15 protein-coding genes are annotated in these 20,082 nt (G+C 64.9%); 6 read left to right on the plus strand and 9 right to left on the minus strand.

All coding sequences use genetic code 11. The features are described 5' to 3' along the window. Positions 1–138: 138 nt before the first annotated feature. Together alaC and ACEN8I_RS17565 are read left to right on the plus strand one after the other, a co-directional pair. Positions 139–1,341, plus strand: a complete 1,203-nt coding sequence (gene alaC, locus ACEN8I_RS17560) for an alanine transaminase (protein WP_413329859.1) — start codon at positions 139–141, stop codon at positions 1,339–1,341. A 675-nt stretch (positions 1,342–2,016) separates the two neighbouring features. After that, positions 2,017–2,835 carry an NUDIX hydrolase gene (locus tag ACEN8I_RS17565; RefSeq protein WP_413329860.1) on the plus strand — a complete coding sequence of 273 codons (819 nt, stop codon included), beginning with the start codon at positions 2,017–2,019 and terminating at the stop codon, positions 2,833–2,835. A 16-nt stretch (positions 2,836–2,851) separates the two neighbouring features. On the opposite strand, the gene ACEN8I_RS17570 is transcribed toward ACEN8I_RS17565, so the two are convergent. The 5 genes from ACEN8I_RS17570 to ACEN8I_RS17590 form a co-directional block, all read right to left on the minus strand. Further along, the gene (locus ACEN8I_RS17570) at positions 2,852–4,510 is read right to left on the minus strand and encodes a Na/Pi cotransporter family protein (protein WP_413329862.1); all 1,659 of its coding nucleotides are present in this window, start codon (positions 4,508–4,510) and stop codon (positions 2,852–2,854) included. Next, entirely contained in the window at positions 4,507–5,724 is a 1,218-nt protein-coding gene (locus tag ACEN8I_RS17575) for an AGE family epimerase/isomerase (protein ID WP_413329864.1), read from the minus strand. The genes ACEN8I_RS17570 and ACEN8I_RS17575 overlap by 4 nt, the downstream gene beginning before the upstream one ends. Positions 5,725–5,872: 148 nt before the next feature. After that, complete coding sequence (gene lspA / locus ACEN8I_RS17580; protein WP_413329866.1) at positions 5,873–6,373, minus strand: signal peptidase II; 501 nt, start codon at positions 6,371–6,373, stop codon at positions 5,873–5,875. After that, complete coding sequence (ileS, locus tag ACEN8I_RS17585; RefSeq protein WP_413329867.1) at positions 6,373–9,204, minus strand: isoleucine--tRNA ligase; 2,832 nt, start codon at positions 9,202–9,204, stop codon at positions 6,373–6,375. The genes lspA and ileS overlap by 1 nt, the downstream gene beginning before the upstream one ends. 119 nt (positions 9,205–9,323) lie before the next feature. Continuing rightward, positions 9,324–10,355 (minus strand): bifunctional riboflavin kinase/FAD synthetase, encoded by a 1,032-nt coding sequence (locus tag ACEN8I_RS17590; protein ID WP_413329868.1) that lies wholly within the window; start codon positions 10,353–10,355, stop codon positions 9,324–9,326. Between the two features lie 153 nt (positions 10,356–10,508). Here ACEN8I_RS17590 and ACEN8I_RS17595 point away from each other — a divergent pair, with 153 nt between their 5' ends. After that, positions 10,509–11,066, plus strand: a complete 558-nt coding sequence (locus ACEN8I_RS17595; protein ID WP_413329869.1) for an HNH endonuclease — start codon at positions 10,509–10,511, stop codon at positions 11,064–11,066. Between the two features lie 27 nt (positions 11,067–11,093). On the opposite strand, the gene ACEN8I_RS17600 is transcribed toward ACEN8I_RS17595, so the two are convergent. Together ACEN8I_RS17600 and ACEN8I_RS17605 are read right to left on the minus strand one after the other, a co-directional pair. Beyond that, complete coding sequence (locus ACEN8I_RS17600) at positions 11,094–12,209, minus strand: acyl-CoA dehydrogenase family protein (RefSeq protein ID WP_413329870.1); 1,116 nt, start codon at positions 12,207–12,209, stop codon at positions 11,094–11,096. A 31-nt stretch (positions 12,210–12,240) separates the two neighbouring features. Continuing rightward, complete coding sequence (locus ACEN8I_RS17605) at positions 12,241–13,422, minus strand: acyl-CoA dehydrogenase family protein (protein WP_413329871.1); 1,182 nt, start codon at positions 13,420–13,422, stop codon at positions 12,241–12,243. Between the two features lie 152 nt (positions 13,423–13,574). On the opposite strand from ACEN8I_RS17605, the gene purN reads away from it, so the two are divergent. Together purN and ACEN8I_RS17615 are read left to right on the plus strand one after the other, a co-directional pair. After that, positions 13,575–14,171 carry a phosphoribosylglycinamide formyltransferase gene (gene purN, locus ACEN8I_RS17610; protein WP_413329872.1) on the plus strand — a complete coding sequence of 199 codons (597 nt, stop codon included), beginning with the start codon at positions 13,575–13,577 and terminating at the stop codon, positions 14,169–14,171. A 151-nt stretch (positions 14,172–14,322) separates the two neighbouring features. Next, positions 14,323–14,877 (plus strand): fasciclin domain-containing protein, encoded by a 555-nt coding sequence (locus ACEN8I_RS17615; RefSeq protein ID WP_139201010.1) that lies wholly within the window; start codon positions 14,323–14,325, stop codon positions 14,875–14,877. An 86-nt stretch (positions 14,878–14,963) separates the two neighbouring features. Here ACEN8I_RS17615 and mdeB read toward each other — a convergent pair whose 3' ends face one another. Next, entirely contained in the window at positions 14,964–17,621 is a 2,658-nt protein-coding gene (mdeB, locus tag ACEN8I_RS17620) for an alpha-ketoglutarate dehydrogenase (protein WP_413329873.1), read from the minus strand. 106 nt (positions 17,622–17,727) lie between these two features. Here mdeB and ACEN8I_RS17625 point away from each other — a divergent pair, with 106 nt between their 5' ends. Beyond that, complete coding sequence (locus ACEN8I_RS17625) at positions 17,728–18,201, plus strand: Lrp/AsnC family transcriptional regulator (RefSeq protein ID WP_413329932.1); 474 nt, start codon at positions 17,728–17,730, stop codon at positions 18,199–18,201. Positions 18,202–18,234: 33 nt separating this feature from the next. On the opposite strand, the gene ACEN8I_RS17630 is transcribed toward ACEN8I_RS17625, so the two are convergent. Next, positions 18,235–20,058 (minus strand): 7TM diverse intracellular signaling domain-containing protein, encoded by a 1,824-nt coding sequence (locus ACEN8I_RS17630; RefSeq protein ID WP_413329874.1) that lies wholly within the window; start codon positions 20,056–20,058, stop codon positions 18,235–18,237. Positions 20,059–20,082 lie beyond the last annotated feature (24 nt).

A 20,082-nucleotide genomic window follows, 5' to 3' on the forward strand; every position in this document is an offset into this window, starting at 1 on the left:
CTCACCCCCACCCTCTCCCCCGGAGGGGGCGAGGGAGTAATACCCTGGGGCCCATCTTCGGTTAGGATGCTTCCGGGCCGGCCCCATTGCCGGCCACGTCGCTCGGACGGTTCCGGGCGCTTACGTGAAAGTTATCCTATGTCCGCTTCCCCAGGCAAGCGCCGCTTTGCGCGCATTGACCGCCTTCCTCCCTACGTTTTCAACATCACGGCCGAGCTCAAACTCGCGGCGCGCAGGCGCGGCGAGGACATCATCGACATGAGCATGGGCAACCCCGACGGCGCCACGCCGGCGCATATCGTGGCCAAGCTGGTCGAGGTCGCGCAGCGGCCCGACACCCACGGCTATTCGGCCAGCAAGGGCATTCCGCGGCTGCGACGCGCGATTTCGCACTGGTACCAGAGCCGCTACCAGGTGGCGATAGACCCGGACACCGAAGCCATCGTGACCATAGGCTCCAAAGAGGGCCTGGCCCATTTGATGCTGGCCACGCTGGACCGGGGCGATACCGTGCTGGTGCCGGACCCGAGCTATCCCATCCATATTTACGGCGCGGTGATCGCCGGGGCCGACATACGCTCGGTGCCGCTGACGCCGGACACGGATTTTTTTGCCGAACTCGAAAAAGCCATACGCGGCAGCTACCCCAAGCCCAAGATGATGGTGCTGGGTTTCCCGTCGAACCCGACGGCGCAGTGCGTGGAGCTGGAGTTTTTCGGGAAGGTCATCGCGCTGGCGCGCAAGCACGACATCTTTGTGGTGCACGACCTGGCCTATGCCGATATCGTGTTCGACGGCTGGAAAGCGCCCTCCATCATGCAGGTGCCCGGCGCCAAGGACATCGCGGTGGAGTTTTTCACGCTGTCCAAGAGCTACAACATGGCGGGCTGGCGCGTGGGCTTTATGGTCGGCAACCCCGACCTGGTGGCAGCGCTGGCACGCATCAAGAGCTACCACGACTACGGCACCTTCACGCCGCTGCAAGTCGCGGCGATTGCGGCACTCGAAGGCGACCAGCAATGCGTGAAAGACATCGCCGCGCAATACCAGGCGCGACGCGACGTGCTCTACAAGGGCTTGATCGAAGCCGGCTGGCCGGTGGACTGCCCCAAGGCCTCGATGTACATCTGGGCGCGTATTCCCGAGGCGTACCGCAAGCTCGGTTCGCTGGAGTTTGCGAAGCAGCTGCTGGAAAAAGCCAAGGTGTGTGTGTCGCCTGGCATTGGCTTTGGCGACCATGGGGATGACTATGTTCGGTTTGCGTTGATTGAGAATGAGGCGCGGATTCGGCAAGCGGTGAGGGGGATTAAGGCCATGTTCAAGGCCGATGGAGTGAAGTAGGTTGGCCGGGTCTTGCTCCGGCCTTGCGCGCTCTTCATCCTTATCCTCCTCTTTCCTCTTTTTAGTTTTGCTGGCCGGGTCTCGCCCCGGCGGGCGACTTACTTTCTTTTGCTTCGCCAAAAGAACGTAAGCAAAGAAAAGGCGACCCGCAGTCTGGGTCCCTACGCTGCGCTACGGGCAACCTGCGGTGCTCGAGCCAAGCGGGGTCAAAAACAACTCGCTTCGCTCAAACAAGTTTTTGCCCTGATCCGCTTGTCTCTGCGCTCCTCGGCCCAGCCAGGACGGGGCAATCGGGAGCGGGGACAGAAAACCAAGAAGACAAATACAAACAAGGACACGCCATGGCGTGTCCTTGTGGTTTTCGGTATTGGTATTTTTCTCCCACCCCCTTGTGTATGCGCCGAGGAGCGGAGGTTCAGGCGGATAAGGGATCGCGTTGTTTGAGCGAAGCGCAGCGCAGCGAGTTTAGCGAGACCCCGCCTGAACCGAGCACCGCAGGTTGCCCGCAGCGAAGCGGAGGGACGCAGCAACCAGGGTCGCCTTTTCTTTGCTTACGTTCTTTTGGCGAAGCAAAAGAAAAGTGAGTAGCCGCCGGGCTACCCCCGGCCAGCAGGAGTAAGAAGAGAACCCTATCCACAAAATGACCTCGGAAGTAAACTGACAGCCTCAAAAACCATGACACCCCCTACCCACACTCCCGACTGGTTGCGCGAACTGCGGGCAGGCGCAATCGTCCCCCCATTGCGCCCGCGCGTCCCCCTTTGGGCTGGCGAATCGGTGATCGGCTCTGTGGAGCCGGGCTTCTTCCACAAGCTGGCCCTGCATGCGATGACGGACGGTGACCACCCCCTCCTCAAGGAAGAGCGCCCCGGAGCCCTGGGCTGGCGCGTGATGGGTGATGTGACGACGAGCTTGAACAAGATTGCGGTTGCGCTGCACGAGGCGGGCCTGGCTGGCGCCTGGCGTGACGAGCAGCTCGCGGTGCCGGACCAGTTCGGCCACCGCAAGGGCACGGTGGAGCGGGCGGCTGTGCGGCCGCTGGGCATCACCACGCTGGCGGTGCACCTGGTGGGGCAGTCGCCCGACGGGCGTTTCTGGGTGCAGCAGCGTGCTTTCAACAAGTCCAACGACCCGGGCCTGTGGGACACGCTGATGGGCGGCATGGTCTCCGCGGCCGACACGGTGGAAACCGCGCTTACGCGCGAGACCTGGGAAGAGGCCGGCCTGCATGTGAGCCAGTTGCTGGCCATGCGCTATGGCGGGCGGCTGGTGGCGCGGCGCCCGTCTACGGACGGCAAGGGCGCGGGCTATGTGGTGGAAGACATCGACTGGTATGTCTGCACCGTGCCCGAAGGCATGGCGCCGGACAACCAGGACGGTGAGGTCGAGCAGTTCCGCCTGATGGATGCCGCGGAGTTGCTGGACGCCATGCAGCGCGGCGAGTTCACGCCTGAGGCGGCCCTGATCCTCTCGGACGCCATGGGCCTGGCCTGAGCCCGGCCCCAGCGGCTTAGCTCTGGTCGGTGAGCGCCGAAGCGCGCAGCCGGTTGGGTGCCAGCGCGCCGGCTGAATCAAGAATCGGGTAGGCGATAGAGCAGATGTGCGAGTTGATGCGCTTGAGTTCGCTGATCAAATCGATGTGCAGTGAGCTGGTTTCCAGGCTTTGCACCGTGTTGGCCGAGAGCCGGCCCAGGTGGGTGGTGGCGTAGGCGCGTTCCAGGTCGCGAAAACGCGCTTTTTCCTCGAGCAGTTTTTGTGCGTCGCGCACCGTGCCGTTGAGGAACACGCTCATGCCCAGGCGCAGGTTGTCGACCAGGCGCTCGTGCAGCTCGACGATCTCGGCCATGCCGGCTTCCGAGAAATTGCGGCCCGGCTTGATTTTTTTGTCTTCGATGTCGATCAGCACGCGTTCGATGATGTCGCCTATCTGCTCCATGTTGATGGTGAAGCTGATGATGTCGGTCCAGCGGCGGCTTTCTTCTTCGGCCAGGGCCTCGCGCGAGATCTTGGTCAGGTAGTACTTGATCGAGGAATACAGCTCGTCGACGACGTCGTCCATCTTGCGCAGGTCTTCGGCCAGCTTGAGGTCGTTGTTGCGTATGACCTGCAGCACGCCGAGCAGCATGCTCTCCACCACGTCGGCCTGGTGCAGCGCTTCGCGCGCGGCGCAGGAGATGGCCAGCGAGGGCGTGGCCAGGGCCGAAGGGTCCAGGTGGTGCGGGCGCCCGCCGGCCTTGTTCTTGTCGGGCTTGGGCAGCAGCTTTTCCACCCAGCGTGCGATCACCTGCGTCCAGCCTATGAAGACCGCGCCCACCAGCAGGTTGAAGGCCAGGTGGAACAGCACGACCATGGTGGTCGGCTCGTCCAGGTAGGGCCGCACATGGCGCAGCCACAGGCCTATGAGCGGCGCGGCGATCACGATGCCCAGCAGCTTGAACAGCAGGTTGCCCAGCGGCACCTGCCGCACTTGCACGGGCGAGCGCAGCGTGGTCAGCACGGCCAGCAGGCCGCTGCCCAGGTTGGCGCCCAGCACCAGGCCCAGCGCCACATCGAGGGGAATCACGGCCGAGGCGGCCAGCGTGGCCGTGAGCAGCACGATGGCCAGGCTGGAATACGAGACCACGGCCAGGAAGGCGCCGGCGGTGATTTCGAGCAGCAGGTCGCTGCTCAGCGAGCCCAGCAAGGCCTTGACGGCCGGCGCCTGGGTCAGCACCTCGGTGGAGGCCGTGACCAGGCGCAGCGCCAGCAGCATCAGGCCCAGGCCGATGAGCACGCGGCCCACGCGGCCGACGTTGGTGTCCTGGCGCGAGATGAACAGCACCACGCCGGCGAAGATAAAGAGCGGCGACAGCCAGGACAGGTCGAAGGAGAACACCACGGCCATCAGGCTGGTGCCTATGTCCGCGCCCAGCATCACGGCCAGCGCCAGCGGCAAGGTGACCAGGCCCTGGCCGACAAAGGAAGAGACGATGAGCGAGGTGGCGGTGCTGGACTGCACCAGCGCCGTGACGCCTATGCCCGAGACCGCGGCGGCGAGCCGGTTGCTGATGCTGACGGCCAGCACGTGGCGAAGGTTGGCGCCGAAGACGCGCAGTATGCCGGTGCGGACCAGGTGGGTGCCCCAGACCAGCAGCGCGATCGCCGCCAGGAGATTCAACAAGTGCTTCATGCGGTGATTGTCCGTTCAACAAGGCCCGCGCGGTGTGCCGCGGGCGTCAGGGGAGAAGCAAAGGCCAACAGGCCTTCGAGGCCGGTCATCAAATGGTAAAGCGAAGAGGCCGGCGAGGGCGCGAGGTCAAAACCGCCGTCCTCGCGCTGCCATTCATGCCACAGGCCGGGAATGTCGGTGGCCAGGAAGCGCATCAGGCCGGTGAAACTGCCGGCCGCGGCAGCCTGGAACGCCTGGGTGCTGGCCGTATCGCCCAGGCCTTGGGTGGCGAACAGCAGCGAGGTCCTGAGCCTTTCGGTCTGCGCCCAGAGCCGAGCCCTGCGGTCCGTGGGCTTGCCCGCCTCATCGACGGCAAACAGCGCGACCTGGCGTTCGTTGTCTATGCCGAAGGAGCGGCCGAAGTTTTCGAGCGCAATGGCTTCGCTGCGTGCGTGGATGCCCAGCAGGCCCTCGGCCTGCAGCAGCAGGTACGCCCATTCAAACTGGTGGCCGGGTTCATACAGTCGCTCCTGGGGCGTGCCCAGTGGCGCCCAACCTGCAGTGAAGAGTTCGCCGATGGCCCGGTTGGCGCGATTGCCGGGATGGATCAAGCGCGCGGTCGCCAGTTCGCACAGCGCCAGGGCCGCCGGGCGGAAACGGCCTTCCACCCCCACGGCCACCCAGGCCAGCAGGGCTTCGAGCAAATGCATGAGCGGATTGGACTTGAGGATGGGTTGCTGAGGCAGGCCGTCGTAATAGCCGCCTTCGCCATGCGCCAGCGCGGCTTCGATTTGCCGCAGCAGGGCCTGGGCGGTGTCCAGAAGTTCGCGCGGCCGGCCCTCGGCTTCATAGGCATGGGCCAGCGCGAACAGCACAAAGGCCTGGTCGTAGAGGTCTATGCTTTCGTCGCGGGTGTCCAGCGTGCTGCGGAACAGGCCGTCAGGCCGGGGGTAGCGCGAGAGCATGAAGGACAGGCCATGCCGCATGGCCGCCTGCCAGGGGCCGCTCCAGCCCAGGGCGCCGGCCCGGGCATACACATAGGTCTGCCGGGCCTGGACCCGCACGCGCACCGGCTTGCCGATGGGCAGGCCGTCCTGGCCGAGCTTTTCATGGAAACCGCCGCCCTCGTGGTCCGCGCCGCGCTCCCACCACAGGGGCAGGGCCGACTCGAACAGCCAGTGCCTGGCGTGCCGGCCCGTGTCGGCGAGAAAAGAGGGGAAGGACTCTGGGGGCATCAAGCGTGGCAAAAAACGGGTTGGGCGTGCGTTGTTGTTCGTCAGGCGGCCGCGGCGCGGCCAGAACCTGATTTTGCACCCCAAATCGCTGTTTTTTGCGGAATCGGGCGATGCCTTGCCCGAAGCTGTGGAAACCCCGGCACAGGACCTAACTGGTTTTGCGCACCCGCAACAGCTCGTCCAGGATCAGGCAGACCGCGCCCACGGTGATGGCGCTGTCGGCGATGTTGAAGGACGGGAAGTACCAGCCGCCCCAGTGGAACTGCAGGAAGTCCACGACATAGCCGTGCATCGCGCGGTCAATCACGTTGCCCAGGGCGCCGCCCAGGATGCAGGCCAGCGCGAAGCAGAACAGCTTTTGCCCAGCGTGCGAGCGCAGCATCCACAGGATGAACAGCGCCGCCGCGACGCCGATGGCGGTGAAGAACCAGCGCTGCCAGCCCGAGGCTTCGGCCAGGAAGGAAAAGGCCGCGCCGGTGTTGTGCACCCGCACCACGTTGAAGAAGCTGGCCACGTAGGTGGAGTCGCCCAGGCGGTAATAACCCAGGATCAGCACCTTGGTGAACTGGTCGGCGATCAGGATGATGAGCGCCAGGCCCAGCCAGGGGAGGAGCGAGCTTGGGGAGCGCGTGAAGGTGGTTTTGGCCATTACGCGTATTTCCGGTCTTCACCAGCGCCGAACAGGTTGCTGGTGCAGCGGCCGCAGATCGTTGGGTGGGCCGGGTCATGGCCCACGTCGGCGCGGTAGTGCCAGCAGCGTTCGCATTTGGCGTCGGTGCTGGGCGTCACCTTGGTGGCAACCGCGCTTGCGGCGGCCACTTCGATGGCGGAGGTGATGAAGACGAACTTCAGGTCTTCACCCAGGCCGGCCAGCAGCGCGTGGTCCCCGGCCGGCACTTCCAGCATCACATTGGCCTGCAGCGAGGAGCCCACCTTGCCGTCGGCGCGCAGGGTTTCGATGTCCTTGTTGACGGCGTCACGCAGCTCGCGGATGCGCGACCACTTGGCCAGCAGCGCCGCGTCGGGCGCGGGGAACTCGGAGTACGTTTCCATGAAGATGGACTCGGACGAGCCGAACACCTTCCAGGCCTCTTCGGCCGTGAAGCTCAGGAAGGGCGCCATCCAGCGCAGCATGGCGTGCGTGATCTGCCAGAGCGCGGTCTGCGCGCTGCGGCGGGCCAGCGATTTGGGGCCGGTGGTGTAGAGCCGGTCCTTCAGGATGTCGAGGTAGAAGGAGCCCAGGTCTTCACTGCAGTAGATCTGCAGCTTGGAGACCACCGGGTGGAATTCATAGACCTCGTAGTGCGCCAGGATGTCGGCCTGCAGCTGCGAAGCGCGGCTCAGCGCGTAGCGGTCGATTTCCAGCATCTGCTCAAACGGCACGGCGTCCTTGGCCGGGTCGAAGTCGCTGACGTTGGCCATCAGGAAGCGCAGCGTGTTGCGGATGCGGCGGTAGGCATCGACCACGCGGGCCAGGATCTTGTCGTCTATGCCCAGGTCGCCCGAGTAGTCGGTGGAGGCGCACCACAGGCGGATGATCTCGGCGCCCAGCTTGTCGCTGACTTCCTGCGGCACCACCACGTTGCCTTCGCTCTTGCTCATCTTGCGACCCTTGCCGTCCACGGTGAAGCCGTGCGTGAGCAGGCCCTTGTAGGGCGCGCGGTCGTACATCGCGCAGGCGGTGAGCAGCGAGGAATGGAACCAGCCGCGGTGCTGGTCGTGGCCCTCGAGGTAGAGGTCGGCCGGCCAGGTCGATTGCGCGGCATGGCTGTGGCGCAGCACGTGGTCGTGCGTGGTGCCGGAGTCGAACCAGACGTCGAGGATGTCGGTGCTCTTGATGTAGTCGGCCGCCTCGGCGCCCAGGATGGATTCGGCGCTGGCCTTGCTCCAGGCCTCGATGCCGCCGGCCTCCACCATGCGGGCGGCCTGGTCCATGATTTCCATGGTGCGCGGGTGCAGCTCGCCGGTGGCGGTGTGGATAAAGAAGGGCAAGGGCACGCCCCAGTTGCGCTGGCGGCTGATGCACCAGTCGGGGCGGCCGGCGATCATGTCGCGCAGCCGGGCCTTGCCGTTTTCGGGATAGAAGCTGGTTTCCTCGATGGCGGCGAGGGCCAGCTCGCGCAGGGTCTTGCCGGCCTTGTCGCTGGCGAACACGCCCTGGGTGCCGGCGGTCTCGCCGTCCATGCGGATGAACCACTGGGCCGCCGCGCGGTAGATCACCGGCGTCTTGTGGCGCCAGCAGTGCGGGTAGCTGTGCTGGATGTCTTGCGTGGCGAAGAGGCGGCCGTGCTCGCGCAGCTTGTCGATGACCAGCGGGGCAGCCTTCCAGATGTTGAGGCCGCCGAAAAACGGCAGCTCGTCGACGTAGCGGCCGTTGCCCTGCACCGGGTTGAGGATGTCCTCATGGGCGATGCCGTTGGAGACGCAGGAGTTAAAGTCTTCCACGCCGTAGGCGGGCGAGGAGTGCACGATACCGGTGCCGTCGTCGGCGGTGGCGTAGTCGGCCAGGAACACCGGGCTGAAGCGGCGATAGCCCGGGTCGGCGTCGTAGAACGGGTGCTCGAAGTTGATCTTCGCGAGGTTTTCGCCCTTGGTGACGGCGATGACGCGGCCTTCGAGCTGGAAGCGCTCCAGGCATTTGTCGACCAGCACCGAGGCCAGCACCAGCAGCCCGCGCTCGGTGTCCACCAGCGAATATTCGAGGTCGGGGTTCAGGTTCAGCGCCTGGTTGGCGGGGATGGTCCATGCGGTCGTGGTCCAGATGACCGCGAAGGCATCCTTGGCTAAAGCGGCCTGGCCGAAAGCCAGCGCCAGCTTTTGCGGCTCGGCGCATTTGAAGCCGACATCCAGCGTGCTGGATTTTTTGTCGGCGTATTCGATTTCAAACTCGGCCAGCGAGGAGCCGCAGTCAAAACACCAGTAGACGGGCTTGAGGCCGCGGTAGACAAAACCGCGCTCCATGATGCGTTTGAGCGCGCGGATTTCATTGGCTTCGTTGCCGAAGTCCATGGTGCGGTAGGGGTTGTCCCACTCGCCGAGCACGCCCAGGCGCTTGAAGTCGGCCCGCTGGCCCTCGATCTGCTCGGTGGCGAAGGCGCGGCTCTTGGCTTGCACTTCATCGCGCGGCAGGTTGCGGCCGTGCAGTTTTTCGATCGCGTTTTCGATCGGCAGGCCGTGGCAGTCCCAGCCGGGCACGTAGATGGCGTCCAGTCCCTTGAGCTGACGCGCCTTGACGATCATGTCTTTGAGGACCTTGTTGACGGCGTGGCCGATGTGGATCTTGCCGTTGGCATAGGGCGGGCCGTCGTGCAGCACGAACTTGGGCTTGCCGGCGCGTACGTCGCGCAGCTTTTTGTAAATGCCTTTGTCGTCCCACTCCTTGGCCCAGCCGGCTTCGCGCTTGGGCAGGTCGCCGCGCATGGGAAACGGGGTGTCGGGCAGGTTCAGGGTGCTGCGGTAATCGGTTTTGGTCTCGGACATGGGATGCTCTTGGAATGCTTTTTGTTAGGGCGGCCCGCAAAAGCGGGGCGCCGGCCATACGGTGAGGAGGAAAGCCATCCGCCGTGAAAGCAGGGCGGGGCCAGAGGCGACGAGATCGTCTAAATTCGGTCGCGCGTGGTCTGGCGGCTGGTTTCCGTGTGCATGGCGGCTGAAAACGACTGGGGCAGGGCAAAAAACGCCCGCGCCTCGTCGCAGTCCTTGGCGATGCCTGTTTTCAGGCTCTCCAGGCTGTCGTATTTCAGTTCGTCGTGCAGTTTGTGCAGCAGTTCCACACGGATGATTTTACCGTATGCCCCCTCGGGCCCCAGGGCGGCCGGCCATTCGAGGCAATGGGTCTCCAGCAGCACCCGCCCGCCGTTGACGTCGGCCGGGTCCAGCGAGGGCCGTATGCCCAGGTTGGCCACGCCCGGGATGGGCTTGTCGCCCAGGCCGTGCACCTGCACCGCAAATATTCCGCCGGCGGCCGGTTTCCAGTGGGAAAAACGCAGGTTGAGGGTGCGAAAACCCAGGTCGCGCCCCAGTTTGCGGCCGTGCACCACATGGCCGGAAACGCTGTAGGGCCGGCCCAGCAGGCCGGCGACACGGTCCATGCGGCCCTGGGCCAGGGCTTCGCGTACGGCCGAGCTGGAAACCCGGGTGCCGTGCACCTCGTAGCTGTTCATGCGGGCCACGTCAAAACCCAGGCGCTCGCCGGCGGCGTCCAGCATGGCGTAGTCGCCCACCCGCTTGGCGCCGAAGCGGAAATCGTCGCCCACCAGCACGTATTTCACCCCCAGGCCGCGCACCAGCACGTCCTGGATAAAGGCCTCGGCCGGCTGGGAGGCCAGCGCGGCGTTGAAGGGCAGGACCACGCACTGGTCTATGCCGCAGCGGGCGAGCTCGGTGAGCTTGTCGCGCAGGGTGGCGATGCGGGCCGGCGCGAGTTCGGGTTTGCGCGCCACGGCGGCGAAATAGTCGCGCGGATGGGGTTCAAAGCTCATCACGCAGCTGGGCACCCCGCGGTGCTGGGCCTCGTTTTTCAGCAGCGCCAGCATGGCCTGGTGGCCGCGGTGCACGCCGTCGAAGTTGCCTATGGTCAGGGCGCAGTGTTCGGCCAGCTGGGGATGGTGGTAGCCACGGAAAACTTTCATGGGGGCAATTATCGTTTTTGTAGCGCCGGAGCCCGGTTGAACGGGGCTTGAACGTGGTTAATGGGGGAATTTGGGGGCGGTTTTCATGATTTCACTGTATATTGATACACAGTACCGTGTCTCATGCGTCGTCCACCTTGATGGAGGTTCGTTTTGAAGGTCTTGAAGCTCTCAGCCCAGGGATTGCCACAATCGTGGATCAGCCTTGAACAAGCCGTGTTGCATTACGCGGCCGACGAGGTGCGCTGGGAGATGGGCGCGCGGGTGGTGACCTTCCATGGCGGCCACAACGCGATCACGGGCCAGCAGTCCATCATCACGGTCAACAGCATCATAGGCACCAAGGGCGTGCCCAACATCAACCCCTTTGACCTCAAGCCGGGCCTGACCAACGGCAAGCTGTTTGCCCGCGACCGCAATGTGTGCGCCTACTGCGGCGGGCATTTCCACGAGGAAGACCTGACGCGCGAGCACATCATCCCCTTCGCGCAAAACGGCATAGACACCTGGATGAACGTGGTGACGGCCTGCCGCGCCTGCAACCACCGCAAGAGCAGCCGCACGCCCGAGCAGGCCCACATGCCGCTGCTGTACACGCCTTATGTGCCCAGCCTCTGGGAAGACTTCATCCTGCGCAACCGCCGCATCCTGGCGGACCAGATGGAGTTTTTGATGGCGCATATTCCCAAAACGTCACGCCTGCACGCGTGACGCCCCGGGCTCAAGCCCGGCCCCAGCTCAAGCGAATACGCCGGCCGTCTCCTGCATGCGGCTCGACACCTCGCCCAGGTGGTGCAGCGTGTCGCCGAAGGTCATTTCCAGTTGGGTCAGCTTCTTGAAGTAGTGGCTCACGATGTATTCGTCGGTCACGCCTATGCCGCCGTGCAGCTGCACGGCCTGCTGGCCGACAAAACGCATGGACACGCCGAGCTGGTACTTGGCGCGGGCCAGTGCACGGGCCCGTTCATCGGCCGGTGCATTGAGCTTGAGCGAGGCGTAGTAGCTCATGGAACGGGCCAGTTCCAGCTGCATCTTCATGTCGGCCACGCGGTGGCGCAGGGCCTGGAAGCTGCTGATGGCCACGCCGAACTGCTTGCGGGTGTTCATGTACTCGACGGTGATGGCCAGGGTCTTGTCCATCACGCCCACGGCTTCGGCGCAGGTCGCGGCAATGCCGATGTCGACCGCCTGGGCCAGGGCGGCCTGGCCGTCCAGCGTGACCAAGGCCGCGGGCGCGTTCTTGAGCACTACCTCGGCGGCGCGGCCGCCGTCTTGCGTGCCGTAGCCGCGCGTCGCCACGCCGGCTGCCGCGCGTTCGACCAGGAACAGCGCGAGCTTGCCCTTGGCCATCGCGGGCACGATAAAGGCCTCAGCCTGGTCGCCGGCGGGGACTATGCTTTTGATGCCGTCCAGCGTCCAGGCATCGCCGGCCGCGGTGGCCGTGGCCTGGCATTTTTCAAAGTCGTAGCGTGCTGCGCGTTCCTGGTAGGCCATCACCACCAGGGCCTCGCCCGAGGCGATTTTCGGCAACCAGGCAGCCTTGACGGCGGCCGGCGCATAGCCGGAGAGCAGCGCGCCGGCGATCAGCGCCTGGGCAAAGGGCTCGAGCACAATGCCGCGGCCCAGCTCTTCCATCACCACCATGCCCTCAACGGGGCCCATGCCCAGGCCGCCGTCGGCCTCGGGGATGTAAAGGCCGGTCAGGCCCAGTTCGGCGATCTGGCCATAGGCCTCACGCGAAAAGCCGCCGGCCTTGGCGATGCCGCGGCGGCGCTCGAAGCCGTAGCCCTTGTCCACCCATTTGCGCACGGCGTCGCGCAGCTGTTCCTGGTCGTCGGTGAAATCGAAATCCATGATGTGTTTCCTGTTCTTCAGTACGGCCGTATCAGCCGAGGACGACCTGCGAGACGATGTTTCGTTGGACTTCGTTGGAGCCGCCGTAAATCGTGGTCTTGCGCAGATTGAAGTAAGTGGACGCCAGCGGCGCGTCGCCCGCAAGGCCGCCGGGGAAGTCGCCTTGCCAGCCGGCCTCCATGGCTTCTTCGATGAAAGGCAGGCTGAAGGGGCCGGCGGCCAGCATCATGAGCTCGCTGTAGCGCTGCTGGATTTCGCTGCCGCGTATCTTGAGCAGGCCGGCGATGTCCAGCGAGTTCTTGCCCGATTTTTCGGCCGAGAGCACGCGCAGCACCAGCATTTCGAGTGCGACCACGTCGACCTCGAGCTTGGCGATCTCGTCGCGAAAGCGCTGGTCGTCATAGACGCCTTCGGCCTTGGCGATGCGCTTCAAGCGCTCGAGTTCGCGCTTGGCGCGGTTCACGTCGGCGATGTTGGTGCGCTCGTGGCTGAGCAGGTGCTTGGCGTAGGTCCAGCCCTTGTTCTCTTCGCCGATCAGGTTTTCGGCCGGCACCTCGACGTTGTCGAACCAGACTTCATTGACCTCGGCCTCGCCGTCCAGCAGCACGATGGGGCGCACCGTGACGCCGGGCGACTTCATGTCAACCAGCAAAAAGGAAATGCCGGTCTGCGGCTTGCCTTCGTTGCTGGTGCGCACCAGGCAGAAAATCCACTCGCCGTACTGGCCCAGGGTGGTCCAGGTCTTCTGGCCGTTGACGATGTATTTGTCGCCCTGGCGCTCGGCCCGGCATTTGACTGAGGCGAGGTCGGAGCCCGAACCCGGCTCGCTATAACCCTGGCTCCACCAGACTTCGCCGCTGGCGATGCCGGGCAGGAAGCGCTTTTGCTGTTCAGGGGTGCCGAAGGCCATGATCACGGGCGCCACCATCACCGGGCCGAAGGGCACGACGCGCGGCGCGCCGGCCAGGGCGCATTCTTCCTCAAACAAGTGTTTTTGCACCGCGTTCCAGCCCGGGCCGCCGAATTCCTTGGGCCAGCCGTGGCCCAGCCAGCCTTTTTTGCCGAGTATCTTGGCCCAGCGCTGCATATCGTCACGCGTCAGCCGCAGGGCGTTGTGCACCTTGTGCGAAATATCGGCCGGCAGGTTGGCGCGGACCCAGGCGCGAATCTCTTCGCGGAATGCCTGTTCTTCAGGGGTGAAAGCTAAATCCATGGCGGGATGTCTCCGGGGTTGTCGGGCTGCCGCAGCGGCTTGCCTGCGGTGGATTTCTTATTTTTAGCACGGTCGTTCGTAATTTTATGTCTCAGTTGGGACATGGCGCCAGGGCGGGGTCGGCCGGCGCCCGCGTTCTAAACTAGAGGGCTATGGCAAGTGCGCACAAAAACATCGTCATCCTGATTTCCGGCAGCGGCTCCAACATGGCCGCCATCGCCCGGACTGCGGACAAAGAGGGCTGGCGCGGGCTTTTCGGCGTCCAGGTGGCGGCCGTCATCAGCAACCGGGCCGACGCCGCGGGGCTGGAGTTGGCCCGCAGCCTGGGCATCGCCACCGCCGTGGTGCCGCACAAGGATTTTGCGTCGCGCGAGGCTTTTGACGCCGAACTGATGGCGCGCATAGACGCCCATGCGCCTGCGCTGGTGGTGCTGGCCGGTTTCATGCGTATCCTGACGCCCGGCTTTGTGCAGCACTATGCGGGGCGGCTCATCAACATCCACCCCTCGCTGTTGCCGGCCTTTACCGGCCTCAACACGCACCAGCGCGCAATCGACGCCGGCTGCACGGTGGCGGGCGCCACGGTGCATCAGGTGACGGCCGAACTCGACCATGGCGCCACCCTGGCCCAGGCCGTGGTGCCGGTGCTGCCGGGCGACACGGCGCAAAGCCTGGCCGCGCGCGTGCTGACTCAAGAGCATTTGATTTATCCGCGGGCCGTGCGCGCCTTCTTCGAACGCGCCGGCTAAAGCCTGCGGGCCTCTTGCGGCCATGAAGACCTTGAAAGTGTTGAAACCGAATCTGTATTGAATCCAGCGGGCCCCGCGCCCCGTATTCATCACAGCCGCTTGAATCATGGTGATTTCGGCTTCTGGTTCAACTTCTTTCAAAGGACTTCTTATGCAGACTCAACACAAACTCGCTTCCCTGGGCGTCGCGCTGGCCCTGTCGTTTGCGGCCCTTCCCTCGTTCGCGCAAGTCATGGTGGGCGGCGCGCCCATGCTGGCAAGCAAGGACATCATCGACAACGCGGTCAACTCCAAGGACCACACCACGCTGGTCGCGGCGGTCAAGGCCGCCGGCCTGGTCGACACACTCAAGGGCCCGGGCCCGTTCACGGTGTTCGCCCCCACCAACGCGGCCTTCGCGGCGCTGCCCGCCGGCACGGTGGACACCCTGCTCAAGCCCGAGAACAAGGGCATGCTGACCGGCGTGCTGACCTACCACGTGGTGCCCGGCAAATGGGACGCCGCGGCCATCAGCAAGATGATTGCCGACGGCAAGGGCATGGCCTCGATCAAGACGGTGGCCGGCGGCACGCTGGTGGCCAAGTCGGCCGGCGGCAAGGTTACGGTGACCGATGAGAAGGGCGGCGTGGCGACCGTGAGCATCGCCGACGTCTACCAGTCCAACGGCGTGATCCACGTGGTGGACAAGGTGCTGTTGCCCAAGTAAGCGGGCACCGGCTCGCAGCCCAGGCCCAGACCCAGGCCCGTGCGCGATGTGACCGCGCACGGGCTTTGGCTTGCTTGGGGTTCGGCCTACTTGTGCTTCAGCGTGTGCAGCGTCGCCTTCACGATGCTTTGCGCATCGACGCTGAAAAACTCACGCAGCGCGGCGCGCGTGTCGCTGCGGCCGAAGCCGTCGGTGCCCAGGGTCAGGTAGCGCCGGCCCTCGGGCAGGAAGGCGCGAATGCTTTCGGGCACGGCGCGCACATAGTCGGTGGCGGCAATGATGGGGCCCGTGCTGGCCTTTAACTGCTGCGCGACGAAGGGTTCGGCGTGTGCTTCACCGTTGAGCGCCGCTTGCTGGCAGGACGCACCGTCTCGCGCGAGTTCGCTCCAGCTGGTCACGCTGTACACCGTGGCGACGATGCCCTGTTGCGCGAGCTGCCGCGCTGCCTCGATGACCTCGGTGAGGATGGCGCCCGAACCCATCAGGGTCACTTCGCTCTCGGCCTTCCTGCCGTCGGGCAGGAAGCTGTCAAAGCGGTAGCAGCCGCGGATGATGTCGGCCTCGGCGCCGGGCCGCAGGTCGGGCTGGGCGTAGTTCTCGTTCATCAGCGTGACGTAATAGAACACGTCTTTCTGCTCGACCATCATCTCCCGCATGCCGCGGTCCAGGATCACGGCGAGTTCGCCCGCGAAGGCCGGGTCATAAGCTTTGCAATTCGGAATGGTGGCGGCGACCAGGTGGCTGGTTCCGTCCTGGTGCTGCAGGCCTTCGCCGCCCAGTGTCGTGCGCCCAGATGTTGCGCCCAGCAAAAAGCCGCGTGCGCGCTGGTCGGCGGCGGCCCAGATCTGGTCGCCCACGCGCTGGAAGCCGAACATGGAGTAATAGATATAGAAGGGCAGCATGGCCAGGCCGTGCACGCTGTAGCTGGTGGCGGCGGCCGTCCAACTGGCCAGTGCGCCGGCCTCGCTGATGCCTTCCTCGAGAATCTGGCCGTCCAGCGCCTCGCGGTAGCTCAGCACCGAACCTATGTCTTCGGGCGCGTAGCGCTGGCCCACGCTGGAATAGATGCCGACCTGCTTGAACAGGTTGGCCATGCCGAAGGTGCGCGCCTCGTCGGCGACGATGGGCACGATCTTCGGCCCCAGCGCAGTGTCTTTGAGCAGGCCGCCCAGCATGCGCACAAAGGCCATGGTGGTGCTCATGTCCTTGCCGTCGGCCGCCAGCGCGAACTGGGCGTAGGAGGGCAGGGCGGGGATGTCCACGATATCGGCCGCAGTTTCGCGGCGCGGCAAATAGCCGCCCAGTGCCACGCGCCTGGCGTGCATGTACTGCATCTCGGCGCTATCGGCGGCGGGCTTGTAGAAAGCCAGATTTTTGGCCTGCTCGTCGGACAGGGGCAGGTTGAAGCGGTTGCGGAATTCGATGAGGTCCTCGCCGTCGAATTTTTTCTGCGAGTGCGTGGTCATCTTGCCCTGGCCGGCGCTGCCCATGCCGTAGCCTTTTTTGGTGTGCGCCAGGATCACCGTGGGCTGGCCCTGGTGGTTGGCCGCCGCGGCGTAGGCGGCGTGGATTTTCACGAGATCGTGGCCGCCGCGTTTCAAACGGTCTATCTGCTCGTCGGTCATGCCCTGGGCCAGGCGCGCGAGTTCGGCGTTCTGGCCGAAGAAGTTGTCGCGGTTAAAGCGCCCGTCCTTGGCGGCAAAGGTCTGCATCTGGCCGTCCACTGTCTGGGCAAAGGCCTGTGTCAGCGCGCCGGTGAGGTCGCGCGCGAACAGGCCGTCCCAATCGCTGCCCCAGACCAGTTTGATGACGTTCCAGCCGGCGCCGGCGAACAATTTTTCGAGCTCGTCGATGATGCGGCCGTTGCCGCGCACCGGGCCGTCCAGGCGCTGCAGGTTGCAGTTGACGACCCAGACCAGGTTGTCCAGGCCTTCGCGCGCGGCCAGGGTCAGCGCGCTCATGGATTCGGGCTCGTCCATCTCGCCGTCGCCGAACACGCCCCAGACCTTGCGTCCCGCGCAGTCGAGCAAGCGCCGGTGCGTGAGGTAGCGCATAAAGCGCGCGTGGTAGATGGAACTGATCGGCCCTATGCCCATGGAGCCGGTCGGGAACTGCCAGAAGTCCGGCATCAAATAGGGATGCGGGTAGCTGCACAGGCCTTGCGCACCCTGCCCAGGCGCGCTGAGTTCCTGGCGGTAAAAGCCCAGGTCTTTTTCGCTGAGCCGGCCTTCGAGGTAGGCGCGCGCGTAGACGCCGGGTGCGCTGTGCGGCTGGAAGAACACCAGGTCGCCGCGGTGCTGGCCTTCAGCCACACCTTCGCGCGCGTGGAAGAAATGGTTGAAACCGGTCTCGAACAGGTCGGCCGCGCTGGCGTAACTCGCGATATGGCCGCCGAGTTCGGCGGAACCACCGGTTTCGGCCTGGTTGGCGCGCACCACCATGGCCAGCGCGTTCCAGCGCATCAGCGAGGCCAGGCGCTCTTCCAGCGCGAGGTCGCCGGGGAACACGGGCTGCTCGTCCACCGCGATGGTGTTCATATAGGGCGTGGCCAGCTCGGGCTGCCAGCCTATGCGCTGCTTGCGCGCGACGCGGCTCAATTCATTGAGCATGTGCCGCGCGCGGGCCGGGCCGTGGGTCAGGGCCAGGGCTTCGAATGCTTCACGCCATTCAGCGGTTTCCTGCGGATCGGTATCGGCGGGCGTTTCGGCCTGCGCCAGCAAATGATGGGGGATGGAATGGTTCATGGCACAAATGACTGTACGCAGGTTTGCCCAGAAGTTGTAGCCTCAATATCGTGGTATTTGGCCATTAAGAGGCATAAAATTCTGTAAAAACCGGTTTTTACAGATGATGCAGCTTGATGCCCTCGATTTAAAGATCCTCGACGAACTGCAGCGCGACGGCTCGCTGTCCAATGTGGAGCTGTCGCGGCGTGTGCACCTGAGCCCCTCGCCCTGCCTGGCCCGCGTCAAGGCGCTGGAGGCTGGTGGCGTGATTGACCGCTATGTGGCGATTGCCAATGCCGCGGCGCTGGGCCTGGGGCTCAATGTGTTTATCTCCATCAGCCTGCGCACGCAAAGCAAGGAGTCGCTGGCCGACTTCGAGCGGCGCATCGCCGAGCACGACCAGGTGATGGAGTGTTATTTGATGTCGGGCGACAGCGACTACCTGATACGCGTGGCGGTGGCCGACATAGGCGCGCTGGAAAAATTCATCCTCGAGCAGCTGTCGCCGATTTCGGGAATCGAAAAAATCCGCTCGAGCTTTGCGCTCAAGCAGGTCCGGTACAAGACAGCCTTGCCCTTACCCTTGCCCGGCCGCTGACCGGGGCGGCGACATCTTCAGCGAGCGCCGCCGTCACCCCAGCGTGGGATGCGAGGTCTCGATCGCGTTGATTTTGGCCAGCAGGTCTTCGCGCCGGCTGGCCTCTTCGGCCGCCGCGCTGCCGGGCTCCAGCGGCGAGTCGACAAACTGCACGGGCCGTTTGGTGCCGGCGGCCATGTGGTGCAGGCGTATCTTGAGCAGGTCGGTCACCTCCGCGGCGGTTTGCGTGCGCGGCGTGTCGTGCCATATGGCGATGTGCAGGGTGAATGCGTCGGCCTCGCCCAGTTTTTCGGAGGCGCGTATGCAGTCCGCCAGGATTTTGGTGGAAATCTCGGACAGCACGGCGCGGCTGACGGGGCCTTCGACCAGCACCATGAAATGGTTTTCGTCGCAACGTGCCACGGTGTCCACGTCGCGCGCGGCCCGGCGCAGGATCTCGCCGATGCGCGATAGCGCGGCGCCGCGCTTCAAGTCGCCCACCTCGTCGTGGCTGGGGGCCTGGTTGAACCAATGCAGCATCATCGCGCCGCAGGCCAGCTTCTGCCGGCGGCCGCGCAGCAGCATGGCCGGCAGCCTGGCCTCGATGATGCGGGGCAGCATCAGGCCGCTGGCTGCATCGTAGGTCGACAGGGCGGCGCCGCGGTGGTTGGAAAACAGTGCCGCCCGGCTGCGCCACGCGAGCACACCGAAAATCCACAGCAGGCCCACCATGGCCGACAGCACGCCGGCGGCCTGCGCCGCTTCCACATTCAGCACCCAGCCGGCGTTATAGGAAAGCCGGGCCAGCGCGGCCCCGCCTATGGGCGCGGCGCCGAGCAGCAAAAGAAGGTTCCAGGCCTGGCCGCGCAGCGATATCCAGACCAGGCTCCCCAGGATGGCTACCGTGGCCAGCGCCAGCCACAGGTTGCGCAGGTCGCGCGGCACGAAATCCAGGCGAATCATCATCACGCAGGCCATAAGCAGGCTGCCCGCCGTGACGCCGGCCAGTAGCCGGTACACGCGGGGATGGCCGTCGCGCGCATAGCTGGCCTGGGCGCAGAACCAGGCGGCCGCGGCCATGGTCACCGTGGCCGACACCCAGCCCATGACCTGGTTGAGGTGCACGCTGTAGGGCCAGATGCGCCAGCCGCCATAGCCGATCAGCACCAGCTGCGTGAACATCAGCGTCACCACCACGGCGCCAAACCACAGGAACACCTTGCTGCGCGACATACTGAACGCGGCCAGGCACAGCACGGCCAGCACGCTGAACATGCCCCACATCAGGCCTATCACCACGCCGACCCGCGAGGCGCCGTCTATGTACTCGACAGGTGTGAGCAGCATGGGCCGCTCGGTGATGGGCCGGCGGTGTTCGAAGCGCAGGTAATAAGCCTGCGGCTGGTCGGTGTGCGATTGCAGCTCAAAGCTCGGGACGCGCGTGCGCAAAGCCCAGTAGGCTGGGGCGATCGCTTCGCCGGCGGAATGGACCTGCCAGCTGCCTTGCGGGTCTCGCGAGTAAAGGCTGACCTTGTAAATCGCCTGGCCCGCGATCCGGATGTACCAGGTCTGCAGGGTTTCGGTGGCCGGCAGGGCGAAGCTGGCCCAGACTTCCTGCGTATCCGAGGTCGGAAGAATGGTGTCGTCGGTGTAGGGCTGGAAGGCGCGTTTTGCGGTGGCCGCGAATTCGCCGGTGGCGAAGACATCGGGCGATGCGATGGAATCCCTGGGCACCGCGATCCATTGCAGCGGCTGGGCCAGGGTGATCTGGGCGCTGCTTTCATACAGGCGGTCAAACACCTGTGCGTGGCCTGCGCTGGAGAAGGCGCACAGCAGCATGAAGAAGAAACAACGACACAAGCTGGCTTTGAACGACATGCGCATAGCTTATTGCAAAAGCCC

The organism is Polaromonas sp. CT11-55 (genome assembly GCF_047303325.1).
Classification (GTDB): Bacteria; Pseudomonadota; Gammaproteobacteria; order Burkholderiales; family Burkholderiaceae_C; genus Polaromonas.